The sequence below is a fragment of the Ochrobactrum sp. XJ1 genome (genome assembly GCF_024701725.1).
Taxonomy (GTDB): domain Bacteria; phylum Pseudomonadota; class Alphaproteobacteria; order Rhizobiales; family Rhizobiaceae; genus Brucella; species Brucella anthropi.
Genome location: NZ_VDGD01000001.1, coordinates 88,917 through 114,247, shown reverse-complemented (window position 1 = coordinate 114,247; position 25,331 = coordinate 88,917). Strand labels below are relative to the sequence as shown.

The following is a 25,331-nucleotide window of genomic DNA, read 5'->3' as shown; positions in this document are numbered from 1 at the left end:
ACCTCCCAGAAAATGCACAAGACCGCATCAAGAGCGCTTAAGCCAAAGCGCGATTATTTTGGTTTCAGCCGCGATCACGCAAAGCAAAGATTGTGCCAGAAAGCAGAATGAAAATACCTACGATAGCGAGCTGCAGCGTGCTTGGAATGCCAACAAAAATCAGCACATTACTGACAATCGTGATGAGAAGCACGCCGAGTAACGTCCCCATCACTGAGCCTGAACCGCCTGTGATACGCGCTCCGCCCAGCACAACGGCGGCGATAATTTCAAGCTCCATACCTGCAAGGTCAAAAGGATTTGCAAGACGATTACTCGAAACGTGCACGACGCCCGCAATGCCGGCTAGAAGGCCCGCATAAGCAAAGACGAAAATACGCACACGGAAAAGGTTGACACCCAGTCTTTCGGCAATGCCCGGATTGCCGCCAACCGCAAAAATCGCGCGTCCCATCAGTGTCCGCTCAAGAATGAACCACGTCACGAGGGCAGCAGCCACAAGAACCAGAACCGTCGCCGGTAGAACGGAGACTACACCATTCGATGCATGATGGGTGAAGAGTGATGCCTTGCCAAATGCATCCATCGCCACCGGAATATTCATGAACAGCGCGGTCCCGACAAAGGTCAGCAGAAAGCTGCGGATCACGTATTGCGTGCCGATGGTGACGATAAGCGAAGGTGCCTGCAGCTTCTGGACCAGCAAGCCGTTCAACGCACCGAAAGCAGCCCCCCCAATTGCCGCAAGGATCAGAATGATCGTCATCGGCATTTCGGGGAACCAGTTCGTAACCAGCATGGTAAGAGCGTACATCACAAAGGCTGCAATTGCGGTGAACGAGACGTCAATCCCGCCCGAAGCCAGCACGACCAGCACGCCCATCGCAAACAGTCCGCGCACGACGGAAGCGCGTAGAATATCCACGATATTGCTCATTTGCAGGAAATCAGGATTGGCTGCGATCACGACGACGCAGGTCACGATAATCAAAAGAAGCGTGAACATTTCAGGCCTGCGGCCCATCATATCCCAGAGCCGCGCACCAATACCGGGCTGACCTTTGTCCGTAACGTTGGCTGATACGATCTCGGTCATTGTGCCACCTCCTTCGACGTGCTGGCCATGGATTGGTAGATGGCATCTTCGGTCAGGTCTTCGGCAGCATGTGCTGCAACAATACGGCCCTGACGCATGATGAGAATGCGGTCACAGTTCTGCAGAAGCTCCGGCAGGTCGTCGCTGATGATGATGACGCCCATGCCATCATCGGCTAGGCGCTGGATGATGCGGAAGATCGTATCTTTCGAACCGACATCAACCCCGACTGTTGGCCCATGCAGAATTAACAGTTGCGGGTTAATGGTCAGCCAGCGACCGATCAAAACGCGCTGTTGATTGCCCCCCGATAAAGACTGTACCGGTATGGTGACATCCGGCGCTACAATCTGAAGATCCGCGACACTTTCCTCCGCAACACGGCGTGCGCGACGATCACTGATGATGCCTAGTGCATTGCGCAGCCGATCGAGGATCGGCAAGGTGATATTATCCTGTATGGGCTTTTCGAGGAAAAGGCCTTCCGTCAGCCGATCTTCCGGCACATAACCGATGCCATATTCAATGGCCTGTGCCGTCGATTGTGGTGCGATTTCGCGCCCGTTCAAGCGTACCTTACCATTCGTTGCCGGTTTGACGGCAGCAAGAGCAAGCGCAAGCTCGTTACGACCAGAATCCAGCAGTCCCGTGACACCGAGTATCTCGCCTTTTCTGAGACTGAATGAGACATCCTGAAAGGCTTCACCGTCGCCAAGCTTTTCAACTTCGAGCATGACTTCGCCCAGCTTGGGCTCGGTGCGATAGCGCGTTTGGCTAATTTCGCGACCCGTCATCCAATGACTGAATTCCGCTTTGCTATGCCCAGCGACGTCAAGTTCGGCCACTTTCAATCCGTCGCGCATGATAATTGCACGTCCGCCAAGCAATTTGCATTCATCAAGCTTGTGCGTGACGAACAACACCGCGACACCCTTGTTGCGAAGGCGTTCTACCACGTGCAACAGATTTTCAACTTCCTGACGCGTCAGCGATGTCGTAGGCTCGTCCATGATAACGAGACGCGCTTCGGACGCAACGGCGCGTGCAATGGCAATCAGCTGGCGGGTCGCCAGCGGTAGCGTGTCGGTTCGGCGCGAAAGAAACGCCTTGTCGGTTGGTAGGTGCACTTCGGCAAGCGCCCGTCGCGCTGTTTCATTCAGAAGGGAAACGTTCAATCGGCGAGCAAGGCGCCCAGAGGCTTCAACAAGCTGTTCGGTAAAGGCCACGTTTTCCGCAACGGAAAGATTTGGAAGCAGCGACAGGTCCTGATAGACGGTTTCGATCCCGGCGCGAAGGGCTCCTATGGCGCCGAGATCGCCAGCACGCGAGCCTATAACCTCACCATCAATCAGTATTTGCCCCTCATCGGCAGGTTGCGCACCCGAGAGGATTTTGATCAGCGTGCTCTTACCGCAACCGTTCTCTCCCATCAGATGGTAGATTTGTCCGGCTTCGATCGTCAGACTGACGTCTTTCAGTGCCTTCACGCCGCCAAAGGATTTCTTGACGTTTCTGACCTCAAGAAACGGTGGTACAGGATGTGTCGTGGCATTGACGGCGTGCATGGCAAATTCCTGAAATTATCGAATATTCTTTCCAGGACCGCCGTAGTGTGGTCGGCCCCGGAAGTCAGCTTTGGTGCGTTATTATTCGATCAGAACGGGAAGTCCTTGTAGTTGGATTTGTCCGCATCGACCCAGGCCTGCCCCTGGATGATGATGCCCTTGCCCGGTCCCTTGATGACAGTCATTTTCTCGTAACCCGGTACACCAAGGTCGATACCATCCTTGATCTCCTCGCCCTTCAGAACGAGATCGGAGACCTTGTTCATGACATAGCCAGCGTCTTTCGGATCCCAGAAGAAGATCTGGTCGACGGCGCCGCTTTCCAGATATGGGCCGGTATCTTTTGGCAGACCGAGACCGTACACACATGTCTTGTCTTGAAGACCGGCCTCCTCGACAGCGCGGCCAATCCCGATCACATCGATGGCAGAGGATCCCTGAAAGCCCTTGATATCCGGATATTTGCGGAGAATCTCCTTGGCTTTTTCATAGGCGCGGTTGGCATCGTTGAACGACTCGTTCTTTTCCGCCACCAGCTCCATGTCCGGATATTGCTTGGCGTTTTCTGCACCAGCATCAACCCACTGATTGTGAGTCAGGCTGCCCAGTGATCCAACGAAAGAAGTCCACTTACCGGACTTACCCATGCATTCAGCAAGCTTTTCGTTGATGCGTGCGCCGAAAGCCTTGTTGTCGAAGGCTTCGATATCGACGTCCGTATTGACCAGACTATCGCCTTCATGGGTGATGACCTTGATACCACGCTGCGAAGCGCGACGCAGTACACCTTCAAGCGCTGATGGGTCCATAGGCACGATCGCAATCGCTGAGACGTTCTTGGCGACGAGATCTTCGATAATACGGGTCTGCTGGGCGGCATCCGCTTTTGCGGGTCCGACCTGGCTGGTGCTCACGTTGGGATTATCTTTGCCATAAGCATCAACCCCTTCGTTCATACGGGTAAACCAGTTTTCGCCGGTAACCTTGACCACTGTCACGATGGTGGGCTTGTCTTGGGCAAATGCCGCCCCTGCTACGACTGTACTGGCAAGCATTGTGCCAGCTATTAGTTTGGAAAACATGCTCATATGACTCCTCCATGAATATAAGCAGATTGTTTCTTTAGGTGTTTGCCAGCGTCCTTCATCTCGAAGTTGCCGGCTTTGTTTCTATTGTCGTTTTGGTCGTAACCAGTAACCCAAGTGCACGCGTGCCGATGCGAGCAACGCGAGAAGCAGAACACCCCAAGCGAGGTCGCGGAAGAAATTCGAAATGTTCATGAAGTTAAACAGGCTTGAGAGAATCTGCAGCGCGGTTGCAGCCAGCAACACACAGATCACCTTGCCATATCCACCTTCCGGCTTGACGCCGCCAAGAACGGCGATGAGGATAGCAATCAGCACATAAGACCCACCGTAATCCCACTTTACGGACGAGTTGCGTGCCGCGATGATAATTCCCGCAACGGACGCGAGCAGGCCGCACAGCGTATAGGTGATGAGGAGCATGCGTTTCTCATTGATACCACCGTAGCGCGCCGCCTTGGCGTTGCTTCCGAGCAGCATGAGTTTCACGCCAAAAGGCGTATATTTCAGCAGAAATGAAAGCGCCGCAGCGATAACCAGAAATAGCGCGAAACACATGGGAATGCCGAGAATGGGCATGTTGCCGAAATTATCCAGCGGCTCGATGTAACCCATGCTGACGGCTGAACCGTTAGTGAGATAGACGGCTATGCCGGTAAAAAGAAGCTGTGTCCCAAGCGTAGCGATCAACGGAGTCAGGCGTGCATAGGCTATTACAACCCCATTGATAATGCCGCCAACCAGCCCGACAACGAGCGCTAAACCAGCGAATACCCATGAAAACAGCAAAGGCGCATCAGCAGCCGGAATGTAATGGCGTGTCAGTAAGAACGCGATAATGCCAGCGAGATTTGCTAGCGCTATGCCGGACAGATCGATCCCGCCATTGCCGGAAATCATCGCCAGCATAACCCCCAGCGCAAGAAGTCCCAACTCCGGAACCTGTGAAGCCATCGACTGCAGATTATAACTGTCCATGAAATTGGAGCCGGCCAGAAAGCCGCCCGCTGCCAGAACAGCAACATTGATCAACGCCAGAAATAGCGTCTGTCGATCCAGGCTATTCGATGACACGTCCATCCTCCCGCTATCGAAGCACCTCTTTGATCATCAAACCCTGCCGCCTCCAGACAGTCTTATGACTTGAAGATCAAACTCACTTTTGACATTTGTCAGTCACTTTTGTCTCTTGTCAATATGTTTCCCCCATTCAACGAGATCCTCTAAAAATGGAGCTGCAGGCTGAAACAGCCGAGCACATAGCAACACGCTCTGTCGAAGCCTAACAAGCGCGCAGAACTGCGCTAACAAATTGAATAGAAACGATCATTCATGCCTCCCAGTCCTTAGCCCGGTTATCAAAGGCCAGCGTTTCTCCCCTTCTTTTTACTTTCATACCGCATGGGTTGACATTTGTCGATCATTTATCGAATATTGTCAAAATGGCGACGGCGCTAACTGTTGCCAACGGAGGAACTGCATTGGAATTTCTGCTGGAAGTAGAAGGACTCAAGAAGTCCTTTGGTGGCGTTGCCGCCTTGCGGGATGGACGGCTGAAGTTGCGAGCCGGTTCGGTGCACGCACTGTGCGGTGGAAACGGTGCAGGCAAATCCACTTTCCTGAAGATATTGATGGGGATTTATACCCGCGACGACGGTCACATCCGGCGACGTGGAAAAGACGTTGTTTATTCCAGTCCCGCTGAAGCGCTTCAGGCCGGGATCGCCATTATCGAGCAGGAATTAAGTCCGGTTCCGCATATGACCGTCGCTGAGAATATCTATCTCGGTCGCGAGCCGCTCCGTCGCTTCGGCGGAATCGACTTCAAGACGATGAACCGAAATGCTCAGAAACTTCTAGATCAGCTCGAATTCAATATCCGTGCCAACCAGTTCATGATGAACCTGTCTGTTGCCCAGGTTCAGCTCGTCGAGATCGCCAAGGCGCTCAGCCACGATGCGGAAGTCATTTTTATGGACGAGCCGACTTCGGCCATCGGCGAAAAAGAAGCGCAACATCTCTTTGCCGCGATAGAGCGCCTGAAAGCGAGCGGAAAAGGTATCGTCTATGTCTCGCATCGCCTGTCGGAAATTTTCCAGATCGCCGATACCTATACTGTGTTTCGCGACGGCAGCTATATAGATAGCGGCAATCTCGATGGCATTACCCGTGCCGAATTGATCCGTATGATCGTCGGACGGGAGCTGGGCGACGAATATATCAAGACCAATGCACCAACTGAAATACCAGGCATTGAGGTCTCCGGCCTTAGTGCGCCCGGCAAGATAACCGACATCTCCTTTACAGCACATAAGGGCGAGATTTTCGGTATTTACGGATTGATGGGATCTGGCCGATCAGAAATATTCAATTGTCTTTTCGGGCTGGATAAAGCCTCCCAGGGTGCAATCAGACTTGAGAGTAAACCCGTCACCGTCCGGCGACCCTCCGATGCCATGGCTTTGGGACTGGCCTTTGTGACAGAAGATCGCAAGCTGACCGGCCTTAACCTTGATGACAGCGTTCGCAACAATATTTGCCTTGCCAGTCTTCCCGAGATGAGTCCGCATTTTGCAATGAACCAGCGTGAGGAAACATCCGCCAGCAGAGACATGATCGAACGGTTCAGGATCAAGGTCGCGCGCGATACGATGCCCGTTTCCGGCCTTTCGGGAGGCAATCAGCAGAAGGTCGTGCTGGGAAAATGGTTCCTGAGAAAACCACGCGTTCTGCTGCTTGATGAACCCACACGCGGCGTCGATGTCGGCGCAAAACAGGAAATTTATCGCATCATCTGTGAATTTGCCGCTGAAGGCGGGACCGTCATCATGGTCTCTTCCGAGATTGATGAAGTTCTTGGCATGTCCGATCGCATCATGGTCATGCGCAGTGGACAGTCGGCAGGCATTTTTCGCAGGGAGGAAACGGACGCGCAGTCGCTGGTGCATCTTTCGACATGAAAGCCACCCCAAAAGCACCGTGTTTCGTTCTAGAGAGGTAGAACAGTGTCCACCACAGAAAACAATTCATCGACGAGCTGGTTTGGCTCCGAACGTCGCAGACTGGTCATCCAGGAATATGGCATATTCATCGCCTTTCTGCTCCTGGTTACGATCCTCTCATTCTCCAACCAGTATTTCCTGACAGCAGGCAATATCTCCAACGTCCTGCTACAGACCTCGATCAACGGCATTCTCGCCATTGGCATGACCTTCGTCATTCTGACGCGTGGCATTGACCTCTCCGTTGGCTCGGTGGTGGCATTAGCCGGTATTGTCAGCGCCAGCTTTGCAACCACGTCGGCGACTGCAGGTGTTGCAGGCGCTCCCTATTCGCCATTCATAGCCATTCCCGTTGGCCTCTTGGTGGGCGTTGGCTGCGGCGCGCTCGTCGGCACGATTGTCTCGCGCTTCGCGGTTCCAGCCTTTGTCGCGACATTGGGCATGCTTTCCGCTGCGCGCGGCCTGACGCTCATCTATGGCGGTGGCAAGCCGGTGCCTGCTCTCATCCCGGATTTCCGCTGGATCGGAACCGGAAACATACTGGGTATTCCGGTTCCGGTTATTTTGCTCGCCGTCGTCTTTCTGGCATCGTGGTGGATCCTCAACCGTTCACGGTTCGGGCGCTATATCTATGCTGTCGGCGGCAATCCCCATGCTGCCAATACATCGGGCATCAATATTTCCCGGGTGCGTTTTTCGGTCTACGTCATCTCCGGCGGCCTTGCAGGTCTTGCAGGCATGATCCTGTCAGCTCGCACCGGCTCCGCCCTCCCGCAGGCCGGTATCAGCTATGAACTCGACGCCATCGCGGCGGTCGTCATTGGCGGCACCAGCTTGTCCGGCGGCGTCGGCCGCATCACCGGAACGCTCATCGGCGCACTCATCATTGGTGTCATGAACAATGGCCTCGATCTGATGGGCATCCAGTCCTACTACCAGCAGGTTCTGAAAGGCGCCTTGATCGTCGGCGCAGTCATGCTTGACCAAAAGCGCAACCAAAATGCGTAATCTACCCTGACTTGTAACAACAAACGTGCCGCCCAAACGGGGCCAATTATCAAAGGAGGAGAATGAAATGAAGAAACTTCTCATTGCGCTTGCCGCAGCATCTGCACTGATGGTGACACCATCTCTGGCGCAGGACAAGAAACTCAAGATCGGCGCTGCACCATACGGGCTCAATGCTGAATTCATGCAGGTCTGGTCCGAAGCGCTGAAAAAACACCCTGCCGTGAAGAACGGAGAAGTCGATCTGACCATCTTCGACGGACGTTACGACGCTCTCGTGCAACAGGAACAATTCAACACGATGATCACGCAGAAATTCGATGCGATCATCTTCGTTCCTATTGACATCGAAGCGGGTGCTACGGCCGTTCAGGCAGCCAGCGATGCAGGCATTCCGGTTGTCGGCTCGAACACCCGCGTCAACTCCGAGCTGCTTGCCGCCTATGTCGGCTCCGACGATACGATTTCGGGCTATATGGAAGCCAAGAACGTTCTCGACAAGATCGGCTGCAAAGGCAATGTCGTCATTCTGGAAGGCCCGATCGGGCAGTCCGCACAGATTTCCCGTCTGGAAGGTAACAAGAAGGCTCTTGCCGAATGCCCGGACGTGAAAGTTCTCGAGGACCAGACCGCAAACTGGTCTCGCGCTGAGGCCCAGACACTAATGGAGAACTGGCTGACGGCTCATCCCGGCCAGATCAACGGCGTGATCGGTCAAAACGATGAAATGGCACTGGGTGCAATCGAAGCGATCAAAGCCGCCAATCTCAAAGTGGGCGATTTTTCCATTGCCGGCATCGATGGCATTACCGATGCACTGCGTGCTGTCAAGGAAGGCACGATGACCTCCATCCTGCAGGACGCGAACGCTCAGGCGCAAGGCGCCCTCGACCTCGCGATCTTCCACGCCAAGAAGGGCGACTACAAACCTCAGTCCGATATCTGGGCCCAATATCCCGATATGCCTTTCAACGACGGCAAGGACAAGAACTACAATGTTCCATGGACGCCGGTGACGGCTGAGAACGTCGACAAGCTCCTGGAAAGCCGCAAGTAAAATTGTCTGGGCGGCCCGGCACACCCTCTCATGAAAAGTGTCATGAACGCGCCGGGCCATCAGGCTCACAATCCAGAACTCCGAGGCAAAAATGTCCGATCAAGCTCCCCAAATTGACCTGAACTTTCCACTCACCGGAAAAATTGCCATCGTGACCGGAGGCGCTTCTGGCATTGGTGCTGCAATTTCCACGGCTTTCATTGCCAAAGGAGCTAAAGTTGCTGTGCTGGACATTAGTGCCGACATAGCGAAAGCCAAAGCCGAGGAGCTTGGCGAAAACGCAAAGCCCTTCGTTTGCGATGTTTCCAACCAGCAATCGGTCAACGATGCGATCGCCAGCGTTATCGAACAACTCGGGGTTATCGATATTGCGGTCAACAGCGCAGGCGTGGTCTATCTGGCTCCGGCGGAAGATATATCGCTCGACTATTGGGACAAGACGATCAACATCAATCTCAAGGGAAGCTTTCTCGTCACTCAGGCCGTTGGTCGCACCATGATTGCGGCAGGCAAGGGTGGCAAGATTATCAACCTGGCTTCCCAGGCCGGAACCGTGGCCATTGAAGAGCATGTCGCCTATTGCGCGTCTAAGTTCGGCGTCATTGGCATGTCGAAGACATTTGCCGCCGAATGGGGCAAATATGGCATCTGCGTCAACACGCTTTCCCCCACCATCGTCCTCACCGAACTTGGCAAGAAAGCATGGGCTGGCGAAAAGGGTGAGGCCGCAAAGAAACGCATTCCGATTGGGCGCTTCGCATATCCGGAAGAAATCGCCGCCGCTGCAGTCTTCTTTGCCTCAGCTGGAGCAGACATGATTACGGGCGCCGATCTTCTGGTCGATGGCGGCTATACCATTCTTTGAGCCCGGCGCTCATTCACCTTATAGGAGATACCATGCAGCGCTTCATCAACAATCCGGACGAAGTCGTTGAGGATACTGTAAAGGGCTTTGTCAAAGCTCATTCCGACATCGTTCGACTTGCAGAAAACCCGCGTGTCATTGTCGCCAGAAACGCCCCTATCGCTGGCAAAGTCGGTGTCGTCACCGGCGGCGGTTCCGGTCACGAACCGGCATTCATCGGTTATACCGGCAAGAACATGCTTGACGCTGTAGCGGTCGGTGAACTGTTTTCCTCCCCCACTGCCAAGAGCTTCCATGACGCAATCCGCGAAGCTAATGGCGGCAAAGGTGTTGTCGTACTTTACGGTAATTATGCCGGTGACAACATGAACGTGAAGATGGCCACGAAACTTGCCGCCAAAGACGGTATAGAAGTTGCCACTGTTGTCGCTAATGACGATGTCTGCTCAGCCCCGGTCGATGAACGTGAAAAACGTCGCGGCGTCGCTGGCGAGATATTCATGTGGAAGGTTGGCGGTGCAAAAGCGGCAACCGGAGCCACGCTCGAAGAAGTTCGCGCAACAGCTCAGAAGGCCATCGACAACTGCCGCTCAATCGGTGTTGGTCTCGGCCCATGCACATTGCCCGCAGTCGGACATCCGAATTTCGAGATTGCGCCGGATACAATGGAAGTCGGTATTGGTCATCATGGCGAACCGGGCGTGCGGGTTGAGCCGCTTAAGTCTGCTGCCGAGGTAGCAAAAGACATGTGCCAGATCGTGCTTGACGATCATGCACTGGCAGAAGGTACCGAAGTCGCCGTTCTCATTTCAGGTCTCGGTGCAACACCGCTCAACGAACTTTATATTCTGAATGATACGATTGAGTCGGAAATTACCAAACGCGGCCTGAAAATCCATCGCACCTATATCGGCAACTACTTCACGTCACTTGAAATGGTAGGAGCAACGCTGACAGTCATGGCGCTGGACAGCGAGCTGAAGGAATTGCTCGATGTCGAAGTGCAGTGCACCATCATTCTGTAAGGAAGAGACCTGTGCAAACACTTAATAACGCAACAGCCGGAGACATTGTACTCGCAATGGCCGACCGGATTGTCGAAAATCGCGCCTATCTCAGTGAAATTGATGGGAAAATCGGCGACGGGGATCACGGCGTCAACATGGCCAAGGGCTTCAACATGGCTGCTGAACGCCTGAAGGGAAAGAATGAAGCGCTGGCTGCTTCCCTCGATACGCTCGGCACGGTGCTCATGACCGAGATCGGCGGTTCGATGGGGCCACTTTATGGTGTTATGTTCACCGAATTTGCAGAAAAAATCGATGGGATCGACAATATCGATGCCGCTGCTTTCAGCCGTATGCTTCATGCCGGACTGGAGGGCATTCAGTCCATCGGTTCTGCCAAGGTTGGTGACAAAACCTTGCTGGATACGCTTGTGCCAGCGGTCGAAGCCTTCGATGAAGCCACTGCTGCCGGAAAAACCTTTGCCGAGGCACTCGAAGCTCTGGTTGCTGCCGCGGAGAAAGGCCGCGACTCCACAATTGATCTGGTGGCGAAAATCGGTCGCGCCAGTCGTCTTGGCGAGCGATCACTGGGCGTGCTGGATGCCGGAGCGACCTCATGCGCGATCATCCTTAAAGAGCTTTCCAACGGTGCGCGGGAACGATTGCAGTAATACGAGCATCTACATTCAAATAGATTTGGCGCACTGTCGCGAAACCGGGCCGATCCGTTCTCCGGCAGATTGAATCCGGTAGGAAACAAACAAAAACATTGTATTGCAGGACAAGCCGGCAGATAGAAGGAAAAACCACGGGAATTAGTGCAAACAAGATGGCGTCAAACGGAAAAACAACCGCAAGCAAAATCGGGCAGGTGGTCCCGACTGATGGCATTCCACTGCGATATGGTGACGATCCTTACGTCTGGGCTTGCTGGCTTTACTACGAAGATGGACGCACGCAAGGCGAAATCGCCGAAATCATGGGAATTTCGCGAGCCACGGTGAACAGCTATTTGGCAGATGCACGTAGCCGTGGCATCGTCAATATCTCGATCGAACCCGCACGCCTCAGTTCTCTTGCAATCGCGCAGGAACTCAAGCGTCATTTCGGTTTGAATGACTGTCTGGTGGTGCCCAATGACGACGGTGCACAGACTCTTATTGACCGGCTCGGGACAGCCGCAGCGCAAGCCATCGCCAAGCTTCTGAAATCGGGAGACACGCTTACTGTAGCCTGGGGACGAACAGTTCTCGCGATCGCCGAAAATACTCGCATATCCAACCTGCAGGATGTGACCGTCGTACAGGCGACGGGCGGAACGCGCGCCAGTTTTGCTTACACCCCCGAACTATGCGCGGCCGCCATGGCCCGGGCGACAAATGCACACCTCGTCAACATCACCGCGCCTGCCATCGTATCCAGTCCTGATGTAAAAGCGGCGATTATCGGAGAACCGATTATTGCGGAGCAATTTCAGGCGCTCAATCATGCGAACAAGGCACTGTTCGGCATTTCTTCGCTACGACCAAATTCGACAATTCACACCAGCGGCTTTTTTGAGAGCGTCTCTATACAGGATTATCTCACCAAGAATGCCGTCGGCGTCGTGGCTGGACGCTTCATCGATTCTTATGGGCAGCCCGTGTCCGGACCACTTGACGACAGGACCATCGGTATCACGCTCGAAATGCTGCAAAACATCGACATGCGTATCGCCGTTGCGGGTGGCTTCGACAAGGTACCGGCAATTCTTGCAGCGTTGCGAGGCGACTATGTCAATGTTCTGATTACTGATGCTGCGACAGGGCGCGGCATTCTCAATGCGGACGGCGTGACAGAAATCGACAGCAAGCTTTCCCAGAAGCTGCGTGCAGAACCGACAGTCAATGTGTCCAGCCATTATCGTACGCATATCAAGAAATTTCTGAACAGCCCAGACGATGTCGTCGAGGAAATGCTTGACGGTGTCATCAAAGCGCACCGATCCTATCTTGCTCCGATCAAGGAATCGAAACGTGCACTCGTCGCACGTCAGGGTCCGCGCCAGGGAAAAGTTGGCCTGGTAATTGGCGGTGGGTCAGGACATGAACCCTGCTTTCTTGGTTATGTCGGCAAAGGTCTTGCCGATGCCGTAGCTATCGGCAATGTCTTTTCTTCCCCTCCGCCGGCCCCAATCCTTGAATGTGCCAAGGCGGCCTCCGGCGGAGAAGGCGTGCTCTTCGTGTACGGTAATTATGTCGGAGACGTCATGAACTTCGAGATGGCTGCCGAAATGGCGCAAGAAGTTGCTATTCCGACGCGCACCGTTCTGACGACAGACGACATATCCTCTTCCCCCATAGAGGATCGCGATGGCCGTCGCGGTGTCGCGGGTAACTTCTTCATTTTCAAGGTGGCAGGTGCAGCCTGTGATCGGGGCATGTCGCTTGAGGCGTGCGAGGCGGTAACACGCAAGGCCAATCGGCGCACCTATACGATGGGTGTCGCGTTGGAGCCCTGTTCTTTGCCTCAGACGCGACGCCACAATTTTGAAATCGGTGCCGAGGAAATGGAAATCGGCATGGGTATTCACGGCGAACGGGGCGTTATCCGCGAAAAAATGATGCCAGCCGACGCTATTGTTGATCACATCATGGATCGGATTTTCAGTGAGATGAATGCGTCACCCGGAGACAGGGTGGCAGTGCTCGTAAATTCGTTCGGTTCAACGCCACTCATGGAACTGTACATCCTGTTCAGACGTGTCGAACAACGCTTAAGTGCTAAACAAATAACAATCGAAGCCAACTGGATCGGCCATTACTGTACATCGTTGGACATGAATGGAGCATCCATATCCATCATGCATCTCGACCAGGAATTGTCCGGTCTCCTATCACACCCTTGCGATACGGCTTTTCTTCGGATCAACTGACTAATGCCGCCTCCGGCGGATCATGAATTCCAGATCATCTGGGAGGTAAAAATGCAGGAAGCCGCAGCGCGTCGTCTTAGCCGAATGTTTCAGCTCATCGCCTTTTCCATGCAGGCGGAGAAAGAGCGACTTTCCGATCTCGACGGAGCTATCGGCGACGCGGATCACGGTATCACGATGGCTCTCGGCTTTTCAGCGGTGAATAGTGCACTCGCAAAAATGGATCTCGAGAAAGCACTGCCCTCCGATATTTTCACTACTGCAGCATCCGCTTTTCTCGATGCCGTGGGTGCATCAACCGGACCACTTTATGCGACAGCATTCCGTCATGCATCAAAAGCGCTTAAATCACATGAAGCCCTCGATACTGGGGGACAAGCCATCATCGTAGAGGCGATGACACGTGGCATTCAGGAACGAGGAAAGGGCCAACGCGGCGATAAAACCATGTTGGATGCATGGATACCAGCGATGGAGGTAGCCATCGACGCGCGAACACACAATCTGGCCAGCCAGGAAATGTGGAGCAAAATTCTCGAAGTCGCCGAAAAAGGTACGGATTCAACCCGCTCAATGGTCGCTACGCGGGGTCGAGCTGCCCGGCTGGGCGAGCGCTCGCTTGGGCATGTCGATCCCGGTGCGGCTTCCGCAATCATCATCCTGCGTGCAATGCGCGATAGCTTCACGGAAGCCAACTGACATCTTACCTATACCGCTTTCTACCAGGGATCGGACGCTTTCGATTACATCAAAATGTTTTACCATCCGAAACGCAACCACATCAGGAACGGGATGCGGTCAAACGTCGAATTCGAAAAGCAGAAACACTAATCGCAGCTGTCTACAAAACCGGGGCTTTTCAGTCTGAGCTAATGTTATATGCCATGTTAAGGGCAATTATCATGGCATCAAGCACTACGTCTGAATCGCTGACTTTATTGATTGTCGGGTTGAACTTAGAGATAGCGACGCGGATTGGCTGCGAGATAGAACGTATTGATCAGCGTGTTGATATCGAATACCGGCAAACCGGATTCAGCAGCCACATAGGACGAAAACGGGCACATATTCGTGCATTCAAACAAGATCGCGCCGGGATTTTCACAGCTTGCCATGAACTCCCGCGTCATTTCCAGCATCTCTTCCTTCAGCACTTCCGTGTCAAGATAATCGCGGCCTTCAATATAGGTCTGCGGAAATTCAGCATTCTGCTTCATCCCCTGCACCTGCACGGGAATGACCTCAGATGACCAGCCAACGCCTTTGAAATGTTCGTCATTCATGTGATGCGCGCGTTCGGTAAAGACGCCAATCACCTTGCCGGGCGCCAGCATTGCGTGGATGATCGGCGCCTGCATCAAGGATGAAGTAAAGACCGGAATGTTGACCGCTGCCGCGATATCCTTTTGAAACGGCCCAAGAAAGCCACAGCTCGTGGTGATGGCGCGCACGCCTTCCGCTTCCAGTTCGCGTGCCGCATCAATGAAGGGTTCGATGAGTTTTGGATCAGGATTGTTGCCCATAATGCGTGTGGCATGCGCACCTTTTACAGTCTTGTAACGCACAGGAAAATCATAGGACAGCGCATTGCCGATATCGCCAGCAGGACGAGGAAAAATCGTGTCCAGCATCAGCACGCCGATCTGCTGGCCATAATTGGTGTAGCCACCTTTGAGCATCATAGTTTCATTCCTTTGAATTCAGGATAATCAAAGCATTTCCAGCAAAAGTGCGAAGCGGTTTTGCGTAAGGATAATGCGTAAAAACAAAAAGATAGAGCAGTTCCAACTGTTCAATATTAACTGGAACCGCTCTAACAGCCGAAACGAACTGGCGAGAAGGCGCGAGCGCTTTCGGAAGGTAAGTTGTTGATTTCATCGAGCACCATATCGGCCGTTTTGGGGGCCCCAGCGATCCCGATATGGCCGTGGCCGAAAGCTGCGATAATTCCCGGATGCTGAGTTAGTTTTCCAATCACCGGAATCCCATCGGCAGGTGATGGCCGGTGCCCCATCCAGAGTTTGAGATTCTGCAGATCCCGCCTTGCCAGGTCGGGATAGCTCGCCAATGCGTGCTTAAGCAGCACCTCCGAGCGTCGCCAATCCGGGGCTTTCTCCACAGTTGCCAATTCAACCTGGCCGGAAAGTCGCAGTCCCATATTGGTTGGTGTATTTCCCATTCGCCCGGTGCTCGGCATGATCGGGATATCAAAGGGAAGCTCGGCCATCGGCAAGGTTACATGGTAGCCGCGCTCGCTTTGCATGGGCACATGCATGCCGAGATCGTGCATGATACGCCCAGAATGAATACCCGCTGCCAGCACGATGTGATCGGCGGCAATACTCTCATCATTATCGAGCACAATACGCGGCGAAACGCCGGTGAGGACCCTCACGACATTTCTTCGGATGAAGCGAACACCGGCTTTTTCAGCCTGCGCCGCGATACCCGCAACATAACCTCCGGTATCAAGACAATGCGCGCCTTCCGTCACATGAATGGCAAAACGATAGTTTCTCCCAAGAGCAGGGATACGTTCGCGCAATTCTGCTTCCTGCCATTCGTCGAACAGAATGCCGTTATCACGGCGCAGCTGCCAGCTAAGCGCTTCAGCTTCAAAGGCTGCACGATCAGGATAGGCGTAAAGCAGGCCTTTCTGCACGATGAGATGTTCCTGCCCGGTCTTGCTGGCCAGCTCAAGGTGGCGTTTCGGCCCATCATGAAGCAACCAGTTGAGCTTAGCCGCAGTTTTTGTCACCCGCGATTTTGTGGCGCCAGCAAGCAGGAAACGCAGAAGCCATGGTGTCAGCCTAGGCACCGATTTCCAGTCAAGGGTCAGTGGCCCGTTGCGATCAAGCAGAAATCCGGGGACCTGTCGCCACAGGCCCGGCATACTCATGGGAATGATCGAGGCGGGACTGATCCAGCCACCGTTGCCATAGCTTGCACTTTGCTCACCACCCGGTTCTGAGCCGTCGCACAGCGTTACTTTCAGACCGGCTTCAGCGAGCCGCAAAGCGGTGGTGGAGCCGATAATGCCAGCCCCAACGACAATAACATTGCCTGTCATGACATTTATCCGTTCTGCGCGCGCATTTATACGAGACCGCCATGGAAATGGCTTAAGAACTCTCGGGTTGCAGCTTCGCGCGGCTCATTGATCACTTGACGAGCGTCGCCGGTTTCAACGACGTAACCGTCCTGCATGAAGATGACCTTGTCGGCGACATCACGAGCGAACGCCATTTCATGGGTCACAAGGATCATCGTCATGCCCTGCTCGGCCAATTGCCGGATGACCGCCAGAACTTCACCGACAAGTGCCGGATCGAGAGCCGATGTTGCCTCGTCAAACAGCATCACATCGGGGCGCATTGCGAGCGCCCTTGCAATCGCAACACGCTGTTTCTGACCGCCTGAGAGCTGTTCTGGTCTGGCGTCCGCACGGGCGGCAAGGCCGACCTTTTCCAGCAGTTCCATGGCCAGCTCGCGGGCAGCCTTTTTGTCCTGTTTGAGAACACTGACCGGTCCGATCATAACGTTATCGAGAACGCTCATATGCGGAAACAGATTGAAGTTCTGGAACACCATGCCGGTATTGGCACGGAACGCCGCGAGATATTTGTCCTTGAGTGACACGTTCCCGGACGAGAAGTCTATTTTCTGATCACCAATTGCGATGTAACCGGCATCAGGCAATGAAAGCAGATTGAGACTGCGCAGCAGTGTCGACTTTCCGGAACCGCTTGGCCCGATAAGCCCTACCACCTGCCCGCGCTCGACTGTGAGGCTGATATTGCGCAGCACCTCGATTTCGCCGAACGACTTTTTCAGCCCGCGTACTTCGATCATCGGTTCAGCGCTCATGGCTTATCTCCACAATGACGGTTCGCTCGATACGGTTCATCATTTCAGCCTGCCTTCCAGTCCATGAGCGAGCCGTGTCAGAGGGAAGAGAACGGCGAGATAAAGCACTGCAATCAGGGTGTAGGTTTCAAGCGGGCGATAGGTTGCCGAGGTGACAAGCTGGCCCTGATAAAGAAGGTCAGGCACAGCAAGAACCGATAAAAGCGATGTGTTTTTGAGCTGAAGCACGGACTGGTTGACCAGCGGCGGCACCATGCGACGCAGTGCCTGTGGCAGAATGATCTTGCCCATGAGCTGGCCGCGGCGCATGCCGATTGCACGCCCTGCATCCCATTGGCCCGCATCAATGGAAACGATACCACCACGAATGATTTCTGCATAAAATGCAGCGCCATAGAAGGTAAGCGTGATGAAAGCCGCCATGGCAGGCGAAATTTCAAAGCCAATCAGCATGGGAAGCGCGTAATAGCACCAGACAAGCTGCACCAGCACCGGCGTACAGCGAAATATCTCAACGACCGTCATGATGGGGACGGTTATGATCTTGTTGCCGGAAAGCCTGCCGAGAGCAAAAACCGTTCCAACAAGAATGCCGGAAATCACAGTGATAACCGTGAAACCAACGGTGTAGCCAAGTCCCTGAAGGAATAATCCCCGATACTGCCAAAGGCCGGAAAAGTCCCATTGATAGTCCATTAATTCACTCTTTCTGACATCCCGGCAACGGCACGGGAAGACGTTGAGCTGAACAGCCAATGTCCAAGCGACAGAACATCGAATACCGGCAAGCCAGAGGCTTTTGCGACGGCTTGAGCAAATGGCGGCATGTTCGTGCATTCAAGAACAACAGCACCAAGGTCGGGTTCGCGCGACTTCAACTCTCGCGCCGCATGTATGATTTCAGCTTCAAGCGCAGCGTGGTCATAAGTTCCACCGCCTTCAATCAGTTCACGAAAGGCTCCACCGTCTGGCATGCCAATTCGTGGCGTGCTGATGTCGGCGCCACAGGCAGCGAAGATCGCATCATCAAGGCTCGCTTCGTCATAGGTGATCACACCCACTTTGCGTTCCTGTCCGATCACCGTGCGGACCATTGGCAATTGAAGCAGACTGGAGGTCGCAATCGGCACCGAAAGCTTTGCACTCAGCGCGCTTTGGTGGCGTGCCATGAAACCGCAAGACGTCACCAGCGCGCTGCAGCCTTCAGCGATCAAGGCTTCACCCGCAATGACGAAGTCTTCGATCAACCCGGCGCCACCCTGACGAATGATCTTATCCGGCGACGCTCCGCTTACCTTCTTGAACCTTACCGGCATCCCCCATGATGCCGGATTGCCGACATCTCCGGGCGGACGCGGAAAGCCGGTGTCAAGCATGATGACACCGAGTGATCCTTGCTGATGCTGCATGATGGTTGACGCGTCAGAACTTCAGAGTTGGCGGCAGGTCAGATGGCTGCACGCCAACAAGCGACAGGCTGCTGACAATCCATTCATTGACCTTGCCTTCCTCGCGGCGCTTTTTAAGCCAAACATCAACGTAGTCGCGGAATTCGCCCTTTTCGTCTTTGCGCACACCAATCGTCGTTGGCTGGCTATCCAGCGGCTCTGGAACAAAAACCTTAAACTTGCTGCCAAGCTTGTGCGCCGTCACCACGGACATCAGAGCAACCTGCACAATCGCATCTGCCCGGCCAGACTGTAGTGCGATAACTGTTTCATCCGCACCCTTGAGCGCAACGAGCGTGCAATTAGGTAAGGTTTTGCGGGCGAAAAGATCCTGTGTTGATCCGAGATCAACCGTGACGCGGATTTCCGACTTGTTCAATTCCTCCCAATTTTTGACCTCGCGGTCTTTGTTGGTGATGACGGTGAAGACGTTATCCATCATGGCTTCGGTGAAATCGACGGATTTCGCGCGCTCAGGATTGTTGCTGAGGGCAAACATGATGTCGATTTTGCCGCCCTGAAGGTCCATGACGGAATTACCCCAGGTGGTTTCGACCATTTCGAGCGGAACACCAATATATTCGGCCAAGTCCCTGCCCATGGAAACGCAGAAGCCGTCCCATTCGCCGGTAGCGAGATTTTTCTGATAATAAGGCGGTGTACCATTGAACACACCGATACGCAGGGCACCCCGGTCCTTGATGGATTTCAGTGTTGCACCGTCTTCGACAGCCCACGAAAAGCCGGGAGCAAGCATGACCGCTGCGCTACCCAAAAGCGTTGTCTGGATAAACTTACGTCTATTCATTGTTGTTTCCCTCTTTTTGAATCGAGCATTCCGTCGAATATTATTGGGCGCTTGAATGCGCCAGACTGCTTTCTCTATTAAACTTATTGGAAAGTACCACCGAATAACTGACGTTCTCGATACCTTCGATTTGTGCCAGCTCCTCGATGAGTGCTTCCAGATCTTCAAGAAATCCGACATGAACCCGGCACAATATGTTGGCCGGGCCACTAATAGCATCAGCGGTCAGGATTTCCGGATAGGCGCGCAAGGCTGCAAACAAGCGCTGCACAATGCGTTGCGAGGCAGTGATAAACAAATAGGCCGAAATGCTGTTGTCATCCTTCGCCCTGCGGACGATAGCCCGATATCCCAATATGACGCCACGACGCTCCAGGCGGCCTATCCGCTCCTGAACACTCGACCGGGCAAGACCCACGCGCCGCGCCAACTCACTCGCCGGGAGACGTGCGTTTTCCTCCAGGATACTGACCAGATTTCGGTCGATACTATCACCGTAGTCCATCGTGTTCCCTTATGTTTGTTTTTAATAAGAATGCGGCGCTTTCTCATCAAATAAAAGCATTGAAAATTGGATTATGCATGACTTAAACTCATGATGAAATTCTGAGGTTACCCAATGCGCCGCTTTCTTCCATCCCTTTCGGCTCTGCACGCTTTCGATGCTTCAGTGCGCTATCTGAGCTTCACGCGCGCATCGGAAAATCTCGGGATGACCCAAAGCGGAGTGAGCCGCCAGATACAAAATCTTGAATCTTTTCTCGGGCTTAAACTGTTTGAACGCGCTGGACCACGGCTGGTTCTGACCGAAGAGGGGCAGAACTATTACGAGGAAGTTTCGCGCATTCTGGCAAAGCTTGAAGAAGTGTCGATGGATGCAGTCCGTGGGTATAAAACGCAAAGCCTGCTCAAAGTGGGCTTGCCGCCGACACTGATGCGGAAATGGGCGCCGGGTATTATCAGCACCTTTGCGAGATCTCATCCGCAAATCTGGTTTGAGGTGTTTCCCTGCTCCCACGATCTCGACTGGGGGAAGTCCGATCTCGATCTTGCCGTACTGCGCGGTATTGGCAATTGGGCCAATGTGCGTAGCCATCTACTGTTCCCTGAAGAGCTCGTCGTGATCGGATCACCTGACATTGTGCCCGAAAACGGACTGGCCGGAGACGTCGAATTGCTCGACTTTCCACTGATCCAGAACTCAAACAGACCCAGCCTGTGGCTGCATTGGCTGCGCGGCGCAGGCATCCATTACAACAAGCGCATTTTTGGTCCGCGTCTGCCAACGCATGACGTTATTATCGAATGCGCCGTGGCGGGTATGGGGCTCGCCATCGCGCCCAGAATTTTTGTGCAGGAAGAATTGCGGTCAGGAAAACTCAAACTGGCACTTGAGCGCGTGCAGACATCTGGCGAGAGCTATTTTCTTTGCTCAGCGCAGGCGCGTCAGGGTTCGAAAAATGTCCGGCTGTTCCGCGATTGGTTTATTACTGAAGCAAAACGCCACAGACATTCTCTGCCTGTAGCGTCGTAAATAATGGCGTTCAAAAACGGCTCAGACGTAAGAACGCTCAACAGGCTTGAGATTAAGCGGGTCTTCACCACGCTTTAAAAGCCATGAATAAACCGGCGGCACTCGGTCAGCGATCGATTCAACATGAATATCGACAAAGCAAGGGCCATCCTTCCACACAAAAGCTTCCGCCAAGGCTATATCAACCTCATCGGCGGTTTTTGCCGTCCATGCTTTCAGGCCATAGGCTTCGGCGATTGCTTGACCTTTGGGAGCAAGAAAATCGACGCCAAAGCATTGATTGTGCCCTTTCAACCTGTGCAAACTTTTGATCCAGCCAAATGTCGCATTGTTGAACAAGATAAGGATCGCTGGCACCTGCAAGCGCACCAGCGTTTCAAGCTCGCCCACCGTCATGCCGAAAGAACCATCGCCAAACAATCCGATGGGACGCTTGTCTGGATCAGCACGCCATGCACCCACCGTAGCTGGAAGTGCTGATCCAAGACCACCAAAAGCACGCGGAATGGCAAACCGTGTTTCCTGATCGTTGATCTTCAAGAAACGTGTCATGTAGGGCGTTGGTGTGCCTGCATCAGAATAAATCAGTGCTGGCTGTCCCGATTGGCTCAATGCATCATTGAAGGAACGCACAACCCGTTCAGGACGCAAAGGCACACGCTCATCGTTCAAAGCTTCCTCAGCATGTTCCCAGAATATGCGCCTGCGAGCATTCAATTCCTCGATCCAGCCATCATGCTTTTTCGGTTCAATCGTCAGCTCGATCTGCAGTAATTCTTCAAGAACCAGCAATGCATCGCCCTGAATGGAGAGCAAATTCTCATAGTTGTTGGCCATGATTTCAGGCGAAATATCGATTTGTGCAAGGCGCCGATTGAGCGTGATCTTGGGAAAGGTCCAGCCAATCGTCACGACAGAGCCGATGCGTGATCCGACAAAAAGGGTAAAATCAGAATGTTCCAAAGCCCAATTGGCATGGGGATGATAACCATTGTCGCCGATCACCCCGATGGCCAGACGATGATCGTCATCAATCGCGCCTTGCCCCGTCATCGTCGTACACATGGGAATGTTGTATTTCTCGGCCAGCCTTGAAATCTGATCGCCCGCTCTGGCGCGATTGACACCGCCGCCCGCAACGATCAGCGGGCGCTCAGCCCTGGCAATCAGTTCGAGCAGTTCATGCAGCTTCTGTTTTGGCGGCAATGTCGGAAAAGCCGGGAAAGTTTTGCACTCTTCTTCAATGTGCAGTGAAATGCGCGCGGGATCGACCTCAGCGAGAAGCATGTCCTCAGGGATCTGGAGATGCACCGCACCCGGTTTACCGGAACAAGCGACGCGAAACGCGCGACGGATGATTTCTGGCAGTTTTTCGGCAGATTTTACCTGAACGGATAGCTTTGTTACAGGCTCGAACAGTTTGGCGCAATCAAGCTCGGTGAGAACACCGCGCCCTTCTCCCGGCAAAGGAATATCAATGGTCAGGAGAATGACAGGTATCGACGATCCATTCGATTCAGCGACCGGCGGCAGCGAATACATAGCACCCGCACCTGACGGACACTCGAAAACACCGGGCTTATTGGAAAAACGGCCATAGGCGTCGGCCATGTAACCAGCAGAGCGTTCATCCCGCGCCATAACATGGCGGATTTCGCCTTCACGTTGCTGGAGCGCTTCATAAAAAGGCACGTTGGTATCGCCCGGCACCCCGAAGATTGTCTCCACGCCATAGCCAATCAACATTTGGACCAAAATATCCGCGCCGCGCATTCCACAACTCCTTCAGAAACTGACGGCCGAGAATAGACGCTATCATTTTCGGGCTGAACCATCGGATCGACGGCCGTAGCATATCAATGCCGACGAAACGCAGGTGTGGGGCGGCGTCATCGCAAAAAGCGCACTAATTTTGATGCGACCGGACCTGAATCATGAAACTTATGAGTGTTTTAGACGCCGGCTGTCGTAGAACACAGCTTCTGTAGTGATTTGTCTGTTGGCTGATTTACGTTGCTTCTCAACTAGAACTAAACACGTTTTTGTGGCAAGCAAGAATCCAGAGGAGATAAAGTCCACCCAATAGTCCGGTCGTAAGACCAATCGGCATTTTGATGCCGAATGGCACATGCTGGCTTAACAAGTCAGCGCCGACCAGAAGGGTAGCCCCCATGAGCGCGCCCGATATCAGTGGGACATTCGAACTCGCTGTCAGACGCCGGGCCAATTGTGGCGCTGCCAGAGCGACAAAGGCAATCGGTCCGGCGGATGCGGTAGCAACAGATGTCAGGGTGACCGCGACCAACACCATTGTCAGACGCGTACGCTCCGGCTGGATGCCGAGCTGGCATGCTGCATCATCGCCCATTTCCAGCAGATTGACAGATTTGGCGTAGTAAAGTGCCAACGGCACGGTTACCGCGAATCCGGCCATCGCCGGGACAGCATGTGCCCAGCTTCTTGTATTGAGTGATCCCGATAGCCAGAGTTGGGCCGACGCGGCCTGGTCCAGATCGCCCGCAACCAGGAGTACAGTATTGATGCCCGAAAGAATGGCTCCCACGCCAATTCCGACAAGGATGAGCCGATAGCCACCGGTTCGTCTACCTTTGACAGCCAACATAAACACAAGAACTGCCGCCGCCATTCCACTTGCAACGGCTGAAAGCGCTGTTTCAAGCGGACCGGCATTGAACAATATGATTTGTGCAATGGCGCCGGTTGCTGCACCTGTCGTAAAGCCGATCACGTCGGGCGAGCCAAGGGCATTGCGCGAGATTGATTGGAAGATCGAGCCTGCCATACCGAGTGAAGCACCCACAAACAAGGCTGTGACAAGGCGAGGTAAACGTACGCGCTGGATTATACGGTCGGCGGTCGCATTGTCGCTTCCGCCAAGAAGACTCGAGACGACCTGGGAAAAGCTGAATGACATTGTGCCTGTTGCGATGTGGAAAACCGCAAGCAGCAGGATGGCTGCAACCAAGAGGCAGCAGATCATCAATGGGCGCGATTTCCAGCGAACAGAAACAGGACCTATTCGCAACATATTCATTGAACTGCTCATAGTTTTGTCAGCCGGAATTTGCGTACGACAAAGATAAAGAAAGGCCCGCCGATCAACATGGAGACAATCCCGGCCGCAACTTCCGAAGGTGCTGCAATCAGTCTGCCGATGATGTCAGCGCCAAGCAATAGGATGGAAGCCAGCAATGCGGAATATGGCAGTATCCAACGATAGTCCGGGCCGGTGATGGTCCGGGCCAGATGCGGCGCAACCAGTCCGACGAACGCAATGGGGCCAGCCCCAGCAGTGGCAGAACCTGCCAGAAGCATTACGGAAAGACAGGCCAAAAGCCAGGTTACATGCAGGTTGACGCCCAGCGCAGCACCAAAATCCCTGCCCAGCGCCATTGCATTCAGGTTACCGGCGATCGACATCGCCACGGCAAGCCCTGCGATGACTGCTGGAGCCAGAATGACGACGACATCAAGGCCGCGCCCCTCAACGGAGCCTGCGGCCCAGTGACGAAACTGGTCAAGGACAGCGAGCGGTGCATTGATGACAACAATACCCGTGACCGACGCAAGCACAACCGACAATCCGGCTCCGGCCAGCACCAGTTGCACGGGATTATTCGCCTTGCCGTGGGCATCTCCGAGAATGAAGACGGCAATTCCAGCAAGACCAGCGCCCGCAAATCCGAACCAGACATATTGCGCCATTGTCGTCAGGTTAAAGGTCACGATCCCCAGAATAACTGCGACGGCTGCACCTGCATTGATCCCCAGCAATCCCGGTTCGGCGAGCGGATTGCGCGTCACAGCCTGCATGATGGCGCCAGCGGTTCCAAGGGCCATACCGGCAATGATTGCAACGATAGTGCGCGGGATACGCAGTTCGCGAACGACAAGATGTTCGTCGTTCGAAAAATCAGGCTGCCATAGCGCATGGATGGTCTCGCTAAGGGCGATTGACCGGGAGCCCAGAGCAAGGCTGCAAAGCGCCATTGCGGTCAAAACGGCGGCGGCAACAATAAGGCCCCTAACACGCCTCTTCTGCAATGGCATGACA

At 53.9% G+C, this 25,331-nt stretch carries 23 protein-coding genes; 9 read left to right on the top strand and 14 right to left on the bottom strand.

Annotated elements, in window-relative coordinates:
- Positions 1–64: 64 nt before the first annotated feature.
- From FG152_RS00565 to FG152_RS00550, 4 genes are all read right to left on the bottom strand, one after another.
- Positions 65–1,096, bottom strand: coding sequence for an ABC transporter permease (locus tag FG152_RS00565; RefSeq protein ID WP_010659241.1), 1,032 nt, complete (start codon positions 1,094–1,096; stop codon positions 65–67).
- A complete protein-coding gene (locus FG152_RS00560; protein ID WP_010659242.1) occupies positions 1,093–2,661 on the bottom strand; it encodes a sugar ABC transporter ATP-binding protein in 1,569 nt (522 codons plus the stop codon). Before FG152_RS00560 ends, FG152_RS00565 begins: the two co-directional genes overlap by 4 nt.
- A gap of 89 nt (positions 2,662–2,750) precedes the next feature.
- A complete protein-coding gene (locus FG152_RS00555) occupies positions 2,751–3,749 on the bottom strand; it encodes an autoinducer 2 ABC transporter substrate-binding protein (protein ID WP_010659243.1) in 999 nt (332 codons plus the stop codon).
- Positions 3,750–3,830: 81 nt separating this feature from the next.
- Entirely contained in the window at positions 3,831–4,820 is a 990-nt protein-coding gene (locus FG152_RS00550) for an ABC transporter permease (RefSeq protein ID WP_010659244.1), read from the bottom strand.
- Positions 4,821–5,227: 407 nt separating this feature from the next.
- On the opposite strand from FG152_RS00550, the gene FG152_RS00545 reads away from it, so the two are divergent.
- The 8 genes from FG152_RS00545 to dhaL (FG152_RS00510) all read left to right on the top strand — a co-directional run bounded on the left by FG152_RS00545 (position 5,228) and on the right by dhaL (FG152_RS00510) (position 14,298).
- On the top strand, positions 5,228–6,706 hold the full coding sequence (locus FG152_RS00545) for a sugar ABC transporter ATP-binding protein (protein WP_010659245.1): 1,479 nt from the start codon (positions 5,228–5,230) through the stop codon (positions 6,704–6,706).
- A 45-nt stretch (positions 6,707–6,751) separates the two neighbouring features.
- Positions 6,752–7,756, top strand: coding sequence for an ABC transporter permease (locus tag FG152_RS00540; protein WP_010659246.1), 1,005 nt, complete (start codon positions 6,752–6,754; stop codon positions 7,754–7,756).
- Between the two features lie 67 nt (positions 7,757–7,823).
- Positions 7,824–8,813 carry a substrate-binding domain-containing protein gene (locus FG152_RS00535; protein WP_010659247.1) on the top strand — a complete coding sequence of 330 codons (990 nt, stop codon included), beginning with the start codon at positions 7,824–7,826 and terminating at the stop codon, positions 8,811–8,813.
- Positions 8,814–8,904: 91 nt separating this feature from the next.
- Positions 8,905–9,678, top strand: a complete 774-nt coding sequence (locus FG152_RS00530) for an SDR family oxidoreductase (RefSeq protein ID WP_010659248.1) — start codon at positions 8,905–8,907, stop codon at positions 9,676–9,678.
- A 32-nt stretch (positions 9,679–9,710) separates the two neighbouring features.
- A complete protein-coding gene (locus tag FG152_RS00525) occupies positions 9,711–10,703 on the top strand; it encodes a dihydroxyacetone kinase subunit DhaK (protein ID WP_010659249.1) in 993 nt (330 codons plus the stop codon).
- An 11-nt stretch (positions 10,704–10,714) separates the two neighbouring features.
- The gene (gene dhaL / locus FG152_RS00520; RefSeq protein WP_010659250.1) at positions 10,715–11,356 is read left to right on the top strand and encodes a dihydroxyacetone kinase subunit DhaL; all 642 of its coding nucleotides are present in this window, start codon (positions 10,715–10,717) and stop codon (positions 11,354–11,356) included.
- A gap of 158 nt (positions 11,357–11,514) precedes the next feature.
- Positions 11,515–13,599 (top strand): bifunctional sugar-binding transcriptional regulator/dihydroxyacetone kinase subunit DhaK, encoded by a 2,085-nt coding sequence (locus tag FG152_RS00515; protein WP_166942301.1) that lies wholly within the window; start codon positions 11,515–11,517, stop codon positions 13,597–13,599.
- A 51-nt stretch (positions 13,600–13,650) separates the two neighbouring features.
- On the top strand, positions 13,651–14,298 hold the full coding sequence (gene dhaL, locus FG152_RS00510) for a dihydroxyacetone kinase subunit DhaL (RefSeq protein ID WP_010659252.1): 648 nt from the start codon (positions 13,651–13,653) through the stop codon (positions 14,296–14,298).
- Positions 14,299–14,555: 257 nt separating this feature from the next.
- Here the strand turns inward: dhaL (FG152_RS00510) and FG152_RS00505 are convergent, their stop codons facing one another.
- The 7 genes from FG152_RS00505 to FG152_RS00475 all read right to left on the bottom strand — a co-directional run bounded on the left by FG152_RS00505 (position 14,556) and on the right by FG152_RS00475 (position 20,227).
- Positions 14,556–15,281: an aspartate/glutamate racemase family protein gene (locus FG152_RS00505; protein WP_010659253.1), complete on the bottom strand. Its 726-nt coding sequence runs from the start codon at positions 15,279–15,281 to the stop codon at positions 14,556–14,558.
- A 131-nt stretch (positions 15,282–15,412) separates the two neighbouring features.
- The gene (locus FG152_RS00500) at positions 15,413–16,669 is read right to left on the bottom strand and encodes an NAD(P)/FAD-dependent oxidoreductase (protein ID WP_036577570.1); all 1,257 of its coding nucleotides are present in this window, start codon (positions 16,667–16,669) and stop codon (positions 15,413–15,415) included.
- Between the two features lie 26 nt (positions 16,670–16,695).
- Positions 16,696–17,466 (bottom strand): amino acid ABC transporter ATP-binding protein, encoded by a 771-nt coding sequence (locus FG152_RS00495; RefSeq protein WP_010659255.1) that lies wholly within the window; start codon positions 17,464–17,466, stop codon positions 16,696–16,698.
- 39 nt (positions 17,467–17,505) lie between these two features.
- Positions 17,506–18,162 (bottom strand): amino acid ABC transporter permease, encoded by a 657-nt coding sequence (locus FG152_RS00490; protein ID WP_010659256.1) that lies wholly within the window; start codon positions 18,160–18,162, stop codon positions 17,506–17,508.
- Positions 18,162–18,875 carry an aspartate/glutamate racemase family protein gene (locus FG152_RS00485; protein WP_010659257.1) on the bottom strand — a complete coding sequence of 238 codons (714 nt, stop codon included), beginning with the start codon at positions 18,873–18,875 and terminating at the stop codon, positions 18,162–18,164. The genes FG152_RS00490 and FG152_RS00485 overlap by 1 nt, the downstream gene beginning before the upstream one ends.
- Before the next feature lie 13 nt (positions 18,876–18,888).
- Positions 18,889–19,722, bottom strand: coding sequence for a transporter substrate-binding domain-containing protein (locus tag FG152_RS00480; RefSeq protein WP_010659258.1), 834 nt, complete (start codon positions 19,720–19,722; stop codon positions 18,889–18,891).
- Between the two features lie 40 nt (positions 19,723–19,762).
- The gene (locus FG152_RS00475) at positions 19,763–20,227 is read right to left on the bottom strand and encodes an Lrp/AsnC family transcriptional regulator (RefSeq protein WP_010659259.1); all 465 of its coding nucleotides are present in this window, start codon (positions 20,225–20,227) and stop codon (positions 19,763–19,765) included.
- A 114-nt stretch (positions 20,228–20,341) separates the two neighbouring features.
- Between FG152_RS00475 and FG152_RS00470 the strand changes: the two genes are divergently transcribed.
- On the top strand, positions 20,342–21,256 hold the full coding sequence (locus tag FG152_RS00470; RefSeq protein WP_010659260.1) for a LysR substrate-binding domain-containing protein: 915 nt from the start codon (positions 20,342–20,344) through the stop codon (positions 21,254–21,256).
- 21 nt (positions 21,257–21,277) lie between these two features.
- Here the strand turns inward: FG152_RS00470 and FG152_RS00465 are convergent, their stop codons facing one another.
- The 3 genes from FG152_RS00465 to FG152_RS00455 all read right to left on the bottom strand — a co-directional run bounded on the left by FG152_RS00465 (position 21,278) and on the right by FG152_RS00455 (position 25,327).
- Positions 21,278–23,029, bottom strand: coding sequence for a thiamine pyrophosphate-binding protein (locus FG152_RS00465; RefSeq protein ID WP_010659261.1), 1,752 nt, complete (start codon positions 23,027–23,029; stop codon positions 21,278–21,280).
- A 247-nt stretch (positions 23,030–23,276) separates the two neighbouring features.
- Entirely contained in the window at positions 23,277–24,311 is a 1,035-nt protein-coding gene (locus FG152_RS00460) for a FecCD family ABC transporter permease (protein WP_226622633.1), read from the bottom strand.
- An 8-nt stretch (positions 24,312–24,319) separates the two neighbouring features.
- Positions 24,320–25,327 carry a FecCD family ABC transporter permease gene (locus FG152_RS00455; RefSeq protein ID WP_085982304.1) on the bottom strand — a complete coding sequence of 336 codons (1,008 nt, stop codon included), beginning with the start codon at positions 25,325–25,327 and terminating at the stop codon, positions 24,320–24,322.
- Between the last annotated feature and the right edge of the window lie 4 nt (positions 25,328–25,331).